This window comes from Citrobacter braakii (assembly GCF_002075345.1).
Lineage (GTDB): Bacteria > Pseudomonadota > Gammaproteobacteria > Enterobacterales > Enterobacteriaceae > Citrobacter > Citrobacter braakii.
Map to the genome: position 1 here is coordinate 382,657 of NZ_NAEW01000002.1, position 13,427 is coordinate 396,083.

General features: G+C 51.7%; 10 protein-coding genes. 6 read left to right on the plus strand and 4 right to left on the minus strand.

Annotation, left to right across the window (positions count from 1 at the left end):
* Positions 1 to 19 precede the first annotated feature (19 nt).
* From torD to torC, 3 genes are read right to left on the minus strand one after another with little or no spacing between them, the layout of a single operon-like run.
* Positions 20 to 652 carry a molecular chaperone TorD gene (gene torD / locus BZK42_RS06305; RefSeq protein WP_047359182.1) on the minus strand — a complete coding sequence of 211 codons (633 nt, stop codon included), beginning with the start codon at positions 650 to 652 and terminating at the stop codon, positions 20 to 22.
* A complete protein-coding gene (gene torA, locus BZK42_RS06310; RefSeq protein WP_080858912.1) occupies positions 642 to 3,140 on the minus strand; it encodes a trimethylamine-N-oxide reductase TorA in 2,499 nt (832 codons plus the stop codon). The genes torD and torA overlap by 11 nt, the downstream gene beginning before the upstream one ends.
* A gap of 3 nt (positions 3,141 to 3,143) precedes the next feature.
* The gene (gene torC / locus BZK42_RS06315) at positions 3,144 to 4,283 is read right to left on the minus strand and encodes a pentaheme c-type cytochrome TorC (protein WP_049042001.1); all 1,140 of its coding nucleotides are present in this window, start codon (positions 4,281 to 4,283) and stop codon (positions 3,144 to 3,146) included.
* Positions 4,284 to 4,448: 165 nt separating this feature from the next.
* Between torC and pdxR the strand changes: the two genes are divergently transcribed.
* Positions 4,449 to 5,921, plus strand: coding sequence for a MocR-like pyridoxine biosynthesis transcription factor PdxR (gene pdxR / locus BZK42_RS06320; RefSeq protein WP_080858913.1), 1,473 nt, complete (start codon positions 4,449 to 4,451; stop codon positions 5,919 to 5,921).
* Between the two features lie 45 nt (positions 5,922 to 5,966).
* Here the strand turns inward: pdxR and uxuA are convergent, their stop codons facing one another.
* Entirely contained in the window at positions 5,967 to 7,157 is a 1,191-nt protein-coding gene (gene uxuA, locus BZK42_RS06325; RefSeq protein WP_016156994.1) for a mannonate dehydratase, read from the minus strand.
* A 202-nt stretch (positions 7,158 to 7,359) separates the two neighbouring features.
* On the opposite strand from uxuA, the gene BZK42_RS06330 reads away from it, so the two are divergent.
* From BZK42_RS06330 to BZK42_RS06355, 5 genes are all read left to right on the plus strand, one after another.
* Entirely contained in the window at positions 7,360 to 8,826 is a 1,467-nt protein-coding gene (locus BZK42_RS06330) for a mannitol dehydrogenase family protein (RefSeq protein WP_080858914.1), read from the plus strand.
* A 119-nt stretch (positions 8,827 to 8,945) separates the two neighbouring features.
* A complete protein-coding gene (locus tag BZK42_RS06335) occupies positions 8,946 to 9,932 on the plus strand; it encodes a CobW family GTP-binding protein (protein WP_080858915.1) in 987 nt (328 codons plus the stop codon).
* Between the two features lie 35 nt (positions 9,933 to 9,967).
* On the plus strand, positions 9,968 to 10,681 hold the full coding sequence (locus tag BZK42_RS06340) for a phosphatase PAP2 family protein (RefSeq protein WP_046275466.1): 714 nt from the start codon (positions 9,968 to 9,970) through the stop codon (positions 10,679 to 10,681).
* 413 nt (positions 10,682 to 11,094) lie between these two features.
* On the plus strand, positions 11,095 to 11,664 hold the full coding sequence (gene mepS / locus BZK42_RS06350; RefSeq protein WP_003027474.1) for a bifunctional murein DD-endopeptidase/murein LD-carboxypeptidase: 570 nt from the start codon (positions 11,095 to 11,097) through the stop codon (positions 11,662 to 11,664).
* 173 nt (positions 11,665 to 11,837) lie between these two features.
* Positions 11,838 to 13,397 carry a cyclic di-GMP phosphodiesterase gene (locus tag BZK42_RS06355; RefSeq protein ID WP_080858916.1) on the plus strand — a complete coding sequence of 520 codons (1,560 nt, stop codon included), beginning with the start codon at positions 11,838 to 11,840 and terminating at the stop codon, positions 13,395 to 13,397.
* The last annotated feature ends 30 nt before the right edge of the window (positions 13,398 to 13,427 follow it).

The following is a 13,427-nucleotide window of genomic DNA, read 5'->3' on the forward strand; positions in this document are numbered from 1 at the left end:
TGCTGTCCCTTTGTTCTTTTCAGCCCTGGCTGCTGAGGTAAAAATCATCCACCAACAGAGATTCCAGATACAGCTCATCCTCACGCATAAAATGCGTTATGACGTTAACCGCCTGAGGATAAACCCCCTCTTCGTCCCGGTGTAAACAACTTTCCCGTAGCAGGGGTGCCCAGCACATAATGTGATGATGCAAAAAGTAATATTGCGCCGATAACGTCTCCTTTTTGGTAACCATTCTCGCCATCAGTGCCAGCTGTACAGCAATATGGTCGGCAGGCTCGTTGTCCTGCGGTGTCAGCCCATACTCGACTAACAGCACATTCATTTCCTTGCGTTCTTCAGGCGCGGTCGTATGCGGATAATGCCCCGCATAGGGAGAAACGCCGCCGGGAGGTGCCAGTAAAAACAACGAGGCATAGTCCGCCGCCAGCTCCAGCTGTCGGCTTTCCCGGCGCAGCGCCCGAACGAGACTACGTTCCAGGTTTTTAACATCAACGGATAACCCAGGGATAGCCGTCAACGACGCCAGCCACTTTCGGCTTTCCCCACTTTCCAGACGGATGAGTTGCTCCTCGTCCAGCTCGCGGAACAGCAGTTGCGAAAACCACTGGTACACCGCCGCCCGCTGTCGATGAATGTGATTATGCTGCACTTGCCCCCTCCTCTTTCACAACCTCCGGCCCGCCAAAGCCCGTGACCTGCGGGGCATTCTCCTGGTACCGCTCCACCTCGACCAGCACCGTATGCGCCGAAGGCCCCTGCGCCAGTTGTGATGTACCGATATCCGCACTCAGCACATTCGGATCGCCATAAGTGCATAGTGTGCCCGCTTTCCCACCTTCCTGCGGCGAATACCACGCGCCTTCGTGAATCCGGACGACGCCAGGCGCGTAATCCGGACTGATCACCACCCCGGCCAGTACCTGGCCTCTGGCGTTAAACACGCGCGCAATATCCCCGGCTTTCAGGCCACGTGCGCGGGCATCCGACTGGCTCATGTACAGCGGCTCTCTTCCTGCCACCGCATAGGTGTTGCGAAACGCCTCGCTTGAGCACAGCTGAGAGTGCAGACGTTTATCCGGATGGCAGGACTGCAGATGCAGCGGATATTTATCTGTTTTGCTGCCATGGGTACGCTCAAAAGGTTCCATCCACACCGGATGCCCCGGGCAGTCATCGTAGGCAAAGCCCGCGATGGTTTTGCTGTAAATTTCAATCAGACCAGAGGGTGTTCCTAACGGGTTGATATCCGGCTGTTCGCGAAATTCTCCATGACGCACCCACGGCTTCCCGGCAGGATATTCAATGTATCCTTCGCCCTGCCAGAAGCTCTCGAAGTTCGGCATACTCACGCCAAGGGACGCTCCCGTTTTCGCGCCCTCATCATAAATGGCTTTTATCCACTGCATTTCATCCCGCTTTTCGCGGTATGTCTCTTCCTGACCAAAGCGTTTGCACAGACCGGCAAAGACATCAAAGTCATGTCGCGCTTCAAACTGCGGTTTAACCACCTGATGTATCGCCATCAGCCCTTTATTCGAGTGTGTACCGAACTGCTCAATGTCATTACGCTCATAGCGCGTGGTCACAGGCAGGACGATATCGGCAAAACGACAGGATGCTGTCCACTGATGATCCAGAACGACCACGGTTTCCAGCTTCTTCCACGCTTCGATCATGCGGTTACGATCCTGCTGCGCATGGAACGGATTGGCAGCGCTGAAAATCGCCATTTTGATATCAGGGAAAGTTAATGTTTCACCGTTGAAAGCGATCTTTTTGCCTGGCGCCAGCAGACAATCGATCATTCGCGAGGTAGGAATATGCTCTGAAGCGCCGCGGAAATCCGCTTTGTATTTCGCGGCCGGGGGATTATTGATGCTTCCGAGGCCGGACAGGACGGGACCGGCAGAAGTGACCGTCCCGCCGCCGTTATAGTGCCAGCCAAACCCTACTCCGCCGCCCGGCAAGCCAATTTGGCCAACCATGCTGGCCAGCACCACCAGCATCCACGGATACTGCTCGCCATGGTGCATACGCTGCACGCACCAGCCGCCCATAAACTGTGTCCGGCCTTTGACCAGCAGGCGGGCGAAGTCGCGGATCTGCTCCGCCGTCAGGCCGCAAATTTCCGCCGCCCATTCGGCATTTTTCGGCTGCTTGTCGCTTTCCCCAAGCAGATACGGCAAGAACTGTTCAAAGCCCACGGTATAATCGTTAATGAACGCCACGTCATACAGTTTTTCTTCGTACAGGGTATGCGCCAGCGCCAGCAATAACGCGACATCCGTTTGCGGTCGCAGCGCCAGTTGCTCACAGCCAAGATAGTTTTGCGACTTGCTACGCACCGGATCAACGCTGATAACGCGCATCTTATCCTGCGCAACCGCTTCTTTAATCTGCTGCCAATAGCCAAACGCATCGTGATCGGGAACCAGGAACTCGATCTGCAGATTCTTGATAGGATCGCAGCCCCACAGCACGATGGTTTGGGTATTTTCGATAACCATGGGGAGTGACGTTTGCTGCTCATAAACTTCCAGCGAACCAATCACATGCGGCAAAATCACCTGCGCTGCGGCTGCCGAGTAGTCGCCGACGGTCGTTACATAGCTACCGTGCAAGCTGAGTCCCCGATCCATCGCGCCGCCGGCCTTATGATATTTGCCAACAATTTGCCAGTCCGCCAGCCCGGTAAAGACGCCAGAGGATCCGTAGGTCTTTTGTACCCGCTCCAGCTCTTCATAGAACAGATCCAACGCCTGATCCCAGCTCACACGGACAAAGCGATTATCGCCGCGCTGGTTGCGATCTGACTTTTCACGCTTGCGCAGCCAGTCCAGCCGCACCATCGGGTAGCGCACGCGCGAAGGGTTGTAGACCACCTCCCGCACCGCATTCAGCATATCGCAGGGGTATTTGTCATGTTTGAAGGGGCGGGTATCAACCCATTCACCGTTCACGACTTTGGCTTCAAAAGCGCCAAAGTGCGAGCCAGACTGGATCCATTGCTCCGGGTTTTCACCCGCTGCCCAGACCTTTGAGATCAGTGGATTTGGCCCTAAAGCGCTGACGGCACCGACTGCCAGCATTCCACTTAAAAACCGTCGACGTGACGGATTAAAATCATGAATATCCATAAATTATCCTTTTGAATTGTTAGGTTGAGGTATATCGCTGGCGTGAGTCTGGAGATATTTCAACAACGTACGGTCTTCCACCGGATTAAGCCGGTAGTAGGTGGACATGGATTTCAGTCCGGCGATCCAGCCATTCGCGGAATAACGGGTCGGCGGCGGCGTGCTGTGGCAAGCGCTACAGGTGGATTGCAACATCTGATCGGCGTATTGCCAGAGGGGGTCAATATTGTCGGTAAAACCCTCCGCCGAACTCCAGGCCATCACGCTGACCTGCTGCCACTCCTGATGTGACTCCGGATCAACCTGTGTTTGCTCAACCTTCACGTTGCTCATCAGCGAGGCATCTAATACGGCAGCAAAAACGCGTTTACCCATATACTGGGTAATCACCCGTCCCCGTCCTTTGCTTTCCCGCCAGCCGGTCAGCTCTATCTGAACGTTTTTTCCTTCTCTTTTCAGCACACGCACTTGCGTTGCCGGGTACAGCATGGCTTTACCTGCCGGGCTCTCTGCTGTCGCAGTCAGTGATTTTTCGCCTAACGAATACAGCGTCGTCGCCGTGGGTAACTGCTCTCCCTGACGCTGCAGCTGCTTGTAACGATCGCGAAAACCGCTGCTCATATCGGGTTTGTGATGGGCAATGCCTTTGTGACAATCGATACAGTTACTGTCTTTTGCCGCCGCCGCGGTCATTTGCGCCGCTGCATTTGCCGATTGCTTGCCGTGATCCATCGCCTCGTAGCTATGGCAGGATTTACACGCCGCTGAATTATTCGCGCTCATGCGCGCCCATTCTCGCTGGGCCAACTCCGCCCGCTTTGCGGCAAATTTTTCCGGGGTATCGATCGAAGGAGAGATAAAGGTGTGGTAGAGGTCGTTTAAGGCTTGCGTTTTACGAACCAGCGTTGGGACGATGCCTGGCGGAATATGACAATCCTTACACTCCGCACGCACACCAGAAGCATTACGAAAATGCACGCTGGTTTTATACTCCTCGCCAGATGTGCGCATCGAGTGACACGATAAACAAAACTCGGTAGAACTGGTGTAATGAACGCCTTGCCACGTTCCCCAAATAGCCAGGGCCATTGCTACCGCCCCGGCGAATGCGCACCATAGTGCGTTTTTTCTTATCCACGACATGCTTGCCTCCATTTTTTTAATAGCGACACGCTAAGGGATAATAAAAATCAAAAATAGAGACAGCGAAGGCAGATTATAGGAACAGCATCCACTCTATGAGGTTCGTCAAATAGTAAAGAGCAGAAGTCCGTAATATAATCACCATCTATAAATAAGGAATTTATCATGCTCAAACTGACTCTCGATAGAGAAAGCCGGACTCCGCTGCAGTTGCAGATATTTCAATTTTATTTACAGGCCATTCAGCGGGGTGATTTGCTGTGTGGAGATAAACTCCCCTCTATTCGCGAGCAGGCTCAGGCATTGAACATTGCCAAAATAACGGTAGTGATGGCCTATGATAAGCTGATGGCGGCTGGATTAATTAAGAGCCGACACGGCATTGGCTATGAGGTGATATTCACCACGCCTGTACGTGTAACCCCAGCGCATGTGTCCGTACCCCAGGGCTCTCCGCCAGTAACACCAAAAGCGGCCGGGGTCTCTACCGATGTTTACGCAGAGCCTGGGCGGGAGTGCTACTGCCGGATGGGCGTCCCCGATCCCAATGCTTTTCCCTGGGCAAGCTGGCGAAAATGGAATAACGCGCCAAGCGTACTTAAAGAGCAATTGTTTACCCGATATCATTCATCAAATGGATTATTTTCACTGCGTGAGCAACTAGCCAGGTACCTTAATTTATCTCGCGGCATTAATACCCGGGCGGAGAACATCATCATTACCAATGGGATTCAGGAAGGATTGTCGCTGCTCAGTCAAATATTTATTGTTCATCATGCCGTCAGTCAGCAAAAAAGGTGCCACGTTGTGGCCGAATCCCCTTGCTATTCTGGCGCATGGCATCTGTTTAATTATTACGGTGCAGACATTACGTCAATTGCTGTAGATAACCACGGGCTGCAAACAGATAAATTACCCGAATATGAAACCCAGCTTTGCTATGTGACTCCGGCTCACCAGTATCCAATGGGAAGCGTCCTTTCGCTGGAGCGCCGTCAGTCATTATTGACGTGGGCGCAGCGCGTCGGCGCTTATATCCTTGAAGACGACTACGATGCTGTTTTTACCTATGGCGAGAACCCCCTTCCTGCCCTGAAAGCTATGGATTATCACAACCGGGTTATCTACATGGGGACATTTTCCAAAACGCTGGGGCCGGGAACGCGTCTTGGCTATCTCATTTGTCCTGATGAACTGCTCCCGGCAGTAAAGAATATGAAAGCACTCAATAACAATGGCAGTCAGTGGTTATTGCAGCAATTTTTAGCCGAATTAATGCAAAATCAGGTGTTTTACTCGCACATCAGCAAGCTGGCCTGCAACTATGCGGCGCGCCTCAATCTGTTACGCGATGGCCTTTCTGTTCTGTTTCCGTCAGGGAAAATCGCTGGCGCAACGGCGGGTCTGCACCTCTCGTTACGCGTTGACAGACACCCAGATATGATAGCCAGGCTGCAACAGCGCTGCCTGCTGGCAGGGATCCGCTTTGACACTCTGCCAGATATTGAAAATGGCTCAGGAGCCGCATGGCGTAGGGAGAACAGCGATGCTGTTATGTTTTTCGGGTTTGGCGGATTGCAGATACAGCAGATCAAAAAGGTGCTGTCGGTACTGGAGCAGGCGCTAGCGCAGCCTTGATGAATTTCAGGGATCGCGCCTGCGGCACAATCCCTGTTGTTAACCTTACAGCAGATCGCGGAACTGCGTTTGTTTTAACGCCAGTTCAACGCCGCGAACTTCCGCCAGCCCTTTCAGGCGACCAATCGCGGAGTAGCCTGGGTTGGTTTTCTTGTGCAGGTCGTCAAGCATCTGGTGTCCGTGATCCGGACGCATCGGGATAGGACGCAAATCGCCCGCCTTTTTACGGCGCTGTTCTTCGCTCAGGATGGCAGCAACCACCGATACCATATCCACATCGCCTTGCAGGTGCGCACCTTCGTGGAAGGTTTTCGGGTTATCTTCACGGCAGGTGGAGCGCAGATGCGTGAAGTGGATTCGATCGCCAAAGGTTTCGATCATTTTCACCAGATCGTTATCGGCGCGCACGCCGTAGGAACCGGTGCACATGGTGAAACCGTTATTGATGCTGTCGACGGTTTCTTTCAGCCACTGCATATCTTCGATAGTCGAAACAATGCGCGGCAGGCCGAGGATCGGACGCGGCGGATCGTCAGGGTGGACAGCCAGACGCACGCCGACTTCTTCCGCCACAGGCACAATCGCCCGCAGGAATACCGCCATATTATCGCGCAGATCGTCTTTGCTGATGCCGTCATATTCAGCGAGGCGCGCACGGAACTGATCCAGCGTATAGCCCTCTTCCGCACCGGGCAGGCCGGCAATGATATTGCGGGTCAGCTTTTCGATATCGGCATCGCTCATAGCATTGAAGTAATTCAGCGCCTGGCGTTGTTCTTCTGCGGTGTAATCCGCTGCGGCGCCTGGGCGCTGAAGAATATGCAGTTCGAAGGCCGCAAAAGCAATCTGGTCAAAACGTAGCGCTTTGGAGCCGTCCGGCAGCTGATATTCGAGATCGGTACGTGTCCAGTCGAGGATCGGCATGAAGTTATAGCACACGGTATCGATGCCGCAGGTCGCCAGATTACGGATACTCTGCTGATAATTGGCAATCCACGTTTGGTACTGGCCTGAACGCGTTTTGATATCTTCGTGGACAGGAATACTTTCCACCACCGACCAGGTCAGCCCTTTTTCAGCCAGAATAGCCTGACGCTGTTGAATCTCTTCTACCGGCCACACTTCACCGTTGGGAATGTGGTGCAAGGCGGTCACAACACCCGTTGCGCCAGCCTGACGCACATCATCAAGCGATACCGGATCGTTAGGTCCGTACCAACGCCAGGTTTGTTCCATTGTTTCACCTCACAAGTTGTTATACCAAATTAAACTACCTGAATGACGACTACCATACAGCCATCCCGGAGATGTTCAACAGATGGCCTATCATTGATTGATCCAGCTCACATTCCCCGGATAAATGAGGCACACCAATTCAATTTGCTGTCATATAACTTTATACTGCCATTGTTAATTAATGGTTAATCAGGTGTATTTAATGAAAACTATTGCCTCAGCGCCACTGGCGGAAAATGTCATGATGCCGCAGTACGACCGCCAAAAATTAAAAACGCGGATTGTACATTTTGGTTTCGGTGCTTTTCATCGCGCCCATCAAGCGTTATTAACCGACAGGGTGCTGAACGCGCAGGGCGGAGACTGGGGGATTTGCGAGATCAGCCTGTTCAGTGGCGATCGGCTGATGCGTCAGCTTCGCGAACAGGATCATTTATTTACCGTGTTAGAAAAAGGGGCTAACGGCAACCAGCCTATTGTTATCGGTGCCGTTAACGAATGCCTGAACGCCACGCTGGATTCGCTGGCGGCCATTATTGAAAAATTCTGCGAGCCTCAGGTCGCGATTGTCTCGTTAACCATCACGGAAAAAGGCTACTGCATCGATCCGGCGACGGGTTCGTTAGATCTCTCTAATGCGCGTATTATTCACGATCTGCAGACACCGGCTGAACCGCACTCCGCCCCCGGTATTATCGTTGAAGCGCTGCACCGCCGACGTGAACGTGGACTGCAGCCATTTACCGTCCTCTCCTGCGATAACATCCCGGACAATGGCCATGTGGTAAAAAATGCCATACTGGGGATGGCGGAAAAACGCTCTCCTGAGCTGGCGCACTGGATCCAGGAGCACGTCAGTTTCCCGGGTACTATGGTGGATCGCATTGTTCCCGCCGCCACCGAAGAGTCGCTGGCTGAAATCGCCCGTGAGCTGGGCGTTGCCGATCCTTGCGCAATCAGCTGCGAGCCGTTTATTCAGTGGGTGATTGAAGACAACTTTGTCTGTGGTCGTCCGCAATGGGAAACCGCGGGTGTCCAGATGGTTGAAAACGTCTTGCCGTGGGAACAAATGAAACTGCGGATGCTGAACGGCAGCCATTCGTTTCTCGCTTATCTCGGCTATCTGGCCGGATTCCAGCACATCAGCGACTGTATGCAGGATAGCGCATTTCGTGAAGCCACTTACCGGCTGATGCTCACCGAACAGGCCCCCACGCTGCAAATTACCGATGTTGATTTAAACCAGTATGCCTTAAGCCTGCTGGACCGCTTTGCCAATCCAGCTCTGAAACACAAAACCTGGCAAATCGCGATGGATGGTAGCCAGAAATTACCCCAGCGAATGCTGGAAGGGATCCGCGTGCATTTAGCACGTCAAAGCGAGTGGCCGCTGTTGGCGCTCGGCATCGCAGGCTGGATGCGCTACGTGAGCGGTGTGGATGATTCAGGCGCTACGATTGATATTCGTGACCCGCTCAGTGAGAAAATTGCCGCTCTGGTGGCACAGAGCACTGAATCAGAACGCGTCAGCGCCCTGCTTTCTCTGCATGAGATTTTCGCCGCCGATCTCGTACAGAATCCGCAGTTTGTCGCGGCCATTCAACAGGCCTGGCAACGTATTGCCCAATACGGTGCGCATCAGGCTGTCATTGAAACGTTAAAAAATTAACGATTTCTGCCATTAAACAGGACGAAGCACGTCTTCGTCCCCTCCCCCCTTCTCTTTTTCCCCATTTTTCGCCAGGATTGTTAAATGCCATTACGGTAATTTATGATTCTGGAGTAATTGTGACTAAAACCAATCTCATCACTGGTTTTCTCGGCAGTGGCAAAACCACCTCTATTCTTCATCTATTGGCGAACAAGGATCCCGCAGAGAAGTGGGCCGTGCTGGTCAATGAATTTGGTGAAGTAGGTATTGATGGCGCCCTGTTAGCCGACAGCGGCGCATTACTAAAAGAGATCCCCGGCGGCTGTATGTGCTGCGTTAACGGTCTACCGATGCAGGTTGGCCTCAATACTCTGCTGCGTCAGGGAAAACCCGATCGATTGCTGATTGAACCTACTGGCCTCGGACACCCTAAACAAATTCTGGATTTACTCACCGCACCGGTTTACGAACCGTGGATCGATCTGCGCGCGACCCTCTGTATTCTTGACCCCCGGCTGTTACTGGATGAAAAAAGCGTCGCCAATGACAATTTCCGCGATCAGCTGGCCGCCGCAGATATCATTGTTGCCAATAAAGCCGACCGCGCCACAGCGGAAAGCGAAAACGCCTTGCAAACCTGGTGGCAACACTACGGTGCCAATCGCCAGTTGGTTCATGCCGACCATGGGCAAATTGACGGGCAGTTACTGGATTTACCCCGACTAAACCTGGCAGAGCTTCCTGCAAGCGCAGAGCACGCCCATAGCCATGCAGACAAAAAGGGACTGGCGGCATTGAGTCTGCCGTCACAGCAGCGCTGGCGGCGCAGCCTGAACAGCGGCCAGGGCCATCAGGCCTGCGGTTGGATTTTTGACGCCGATACGGTGTTCGATACCATCGGTCTGCTGGAATGGTCTCGTCTTGCCCCCGTGGGGCGCGTGAAAGGTGTCATGCGTATAAAGGAAGGGCTGGTGCGCATTAACCGCCAGGGAGACGACTGGCATATTGAGACGCAAAACGTCGCGCCACCGGATAGCCGTATTGAACTCATCGCCGATACTGAGACCGACTGGAATACGCTACAGAGTGCATTGTTGAGACTTCGTTTAGACGCTAACGCGTAAGGTTGCCTTCGTTTTTATAGCAATGGTAAACGATGATGAAAACCCGATACCCTCTTATTCTCCTACTCAATATTGCGGGACTGGCGCTGTTTCTGTCCTGGTATCTTCCTGCCGGACATGGGATCTGGTCTTCATTGGATACGGGCGTTTTCCGCTTCTTTAACCAGAAACTGGTGGAAAGCCCGCTGTTCTTGTGGATTGTTGCTATCACCAATAACCGGGCATTTGATGGGTGCTCATTGCTGGCAATGGGCGCCTTGATGCTGCATTTTTGGCTGAAAGAAACGTCGGAAGGTCGCCGACGCATTGTCGCTATTGGCCTGGTTATGCTGCTCACCGCAGTGGTATTAAATCAGTTAGGCCAGGCGCTTATTCCCGTTAAACGCGCCAGCCCTACTCTGATGCTGGATAATATTTATCGCGTCAGCGAACTGCTGCATATTCCGACTAAAGATGCGTCCAGAGACAGTTTCCCCGGCGATCACGGTATGATGCTGCTTATTTTTTCCGCATTTATGCTGCGTTATTTCGGAAAAGTCGCCGGAATAATCGGCCTTATTATCGCTGTGGTTTTTGCCTTTCCACGCATAATGATTGGCGCTCACTGGCTCACCGATATCGTGATCGGTTCCATGACTGTCGTCTTGATTGGTCTTCCCTGGTGGCTAATGACACCGTTAAGCGACCGATTAGTCACTCTGTTTGCGAATTATCTGCCCGGTAAAAACAAACATTTTTTAAACAAATAACGCAGAGTAATTAACATCATCAGGGAAAACTCTGATTCCCTGATGATGCTTGTCGATATTTCATCATTCTGGCTGTCATTCTCTCGTCATCTTATTCATCTTTAAAATGATTGGGTTGCGTCTTTTTTATCCCGATTGTTCTTAATTTAGGCAATGCCGGTTATTCACTTTCTGTATCAATTTTTCTTATAAGAAATCACGTAAATTCACTCGCAATGACCGGACCGATCGGGTAATCTCGAACTCGTTTTGCCTCGCGGGATAATTATTCTCTTCAGGAATAAATTTGTGCGTTCTGCCACAGATTTGACCTTAAAGAATTGTCTCATCGTGCGATGGTAATTAGTCTCGTCACGTTTGGCATTTTTTATAACGATATTTATCGTTAAGGACTTCAAGGGAAAACAAACAAAATGGTCAAATCTCAACCGATTTTGAGATATATCTTGCGGGGCATACCCGCGATAGCAGTTGCGGTTCTGCTTTCTGCATGTAGCACAACGAACACCGCCAGGAATATGCATTCTGAGACGCATGCTGTGGGCAATGGAGATAACTCTTCACTGCAAGCCTCTCAGGATGAATTTGAAAATATGGTCCGTAATATCGATGTTAAATCACGTATTATGGACCAGTATGCTGACTGGAAAGGCGTGCGTTACCGCCTTGGCGGCAGCACCAAAAAAGGCATTGATTGTTCAAGCTTCGTACAACGTACGTTCCGCGAGCAATTTGGTTTAGAGCTTCCTCGCTCAACCTACGAACAACAGGAAACGGGTAAATCCGTTTCGCGCACTAACCTGCGCACCGGCGATCTGGTTCTGTTCCGTGCTGGCTCCACAGGCCGTCACGTCGGTATTTATATCGGCAACAACCAGTTCGTACATGCCTCGACCAGCAGCGGTGTTATCATTTCCAGCATGAACGAACCTTACTGGAAAAAACGTTACAACGAAGCTCGCCGGGTCCTGAGCCGCAGTTAATTTCGTTTGGCAGCTATCCCTTGGCTATCCTGATGAGACATTTTGAAAAGCACTGCTTCGGCGGTGCTTTTTTTTTTGCTTTGTCTTGTGACTAAGAAAAATCTCACAAGGTGAGTCATTTCAGGTTATATTCATACAGAATAAGCGGTTAACTCAGGTAAACATAAGGAACTATGTTTAAACGCTCCTCTTCATCCAATCAGAAAATCCTGCTTTCCTGTATGTTAACGGGGCTTATCGTCGCGCTCCTGGTGAGTACCCTGCAATTTTTCGTGACCTGGCATAAACGAGACATTAAGTACGACACGCTCCTTTCCGATATCCAGAATTATGTCAGCAGCTACTTCGCCGATCTCAAATCCACCACAGATGACCTTCAGCCACTGGTCGCCAACAGTTGCCAACAAGTCGCTGCTCAACTGACCTCCAGCGCGGCCTTTAGCCTCAACGTTCGCGCATTTTTACTGGTCAAAAACGGCATTGCTTTCTGCTCCTCCGCAACGGGCGCAATGTTCACCCCGATTTTAGATCTGGTCCCAAGCCTCGATATCAACAGAAATATTGATGTGGAATTACTCCCCGGTACGCCCATGATGCCGAACAAGCCGGCGATAATGATTTGGCACCGGAACCCATCGTTCACTGATAGCGGCGTGTTTACCTCACTGAATATTAATCTGGCCCCTTATCTGCTTTACACCGCCCGACAGGATGATTTTAACGGCATTGCCATAGTCGTCGGTGATAACGCGATTTCAACATTTTCATCACGGATTATTGATGCCTCCGCTCTGCCCCACTCTCACTGGCGGCAGGCGACCGTGGAAGGTATTCCGCTACAGATTCGTTTATATGCCGATGAGTGGACCTATACCGACATCTGGTATTCGATTATGTTGGGATGCATGGCGGGGATTATTGCTGCGCTTCTTCTCTGGTACTACATCTACACCATCCGTTTACGTCCGGGCAAAGATATCCTCAACGCTATCAAACATAACCAGTTTTATGTGGTGTACCAGCCCGTCGTAGAGGTGCAGACACTGGAGGTGAAAGGTGTAGAGGTGTTATTACGCTGGAATCATCCAACAACGGGTGAGATCCCTCCGGATGCTTTTATTCACTACGCCGAATCCCAGAAAATGATTGTCCCGCTGACCCAGCATCTCTTTAAGTTGATAGCCCAGGACGCACCGATGCTGCAAAAAGTGTTACCCGCTGGAGCAAAATTGGGGATCAATATCGCGCCAACGCATCTGCACGGCGAGACGTTTAAAGACGACATTCATCACCTGCAGGCCTCGCTTCCCGCAAACCATTTCCAGATGGTGCTGGAAATCACCGAACGGGATATGCTTAATCAACACGAGGCCACAAAGCTTTTTGAATGGCTTCATTCCGCAGGTTTTGAAATTGCCATTGATGATTTTGGCACCGGTCATAGCGCGCTGATTTATCTGGAACGCTTTACCGTTGACTACCTGAAAATCGATCGCGGCTTTATTAACGCCATTGGAACAGAGACCCTGACCTCTCCGGTTCTGGACGCCGTGTTGACACTCTCTAAGCGTCTTAATATGCTGACGGTTGCTGAAGGGGTTGAAACGCCTGAGCAAGCCCGTTGGCTACGCGATCGTGGAGTGCATTTTTTCCAGGGATACTGGATTAGCCGACCATTAAAACTTGCTGATTTCGTGCGTTGGATGGCGCAGCCCAATAAGCCGACGTGGTGATCGCAGTATGCGAATCATATACTCTCACTC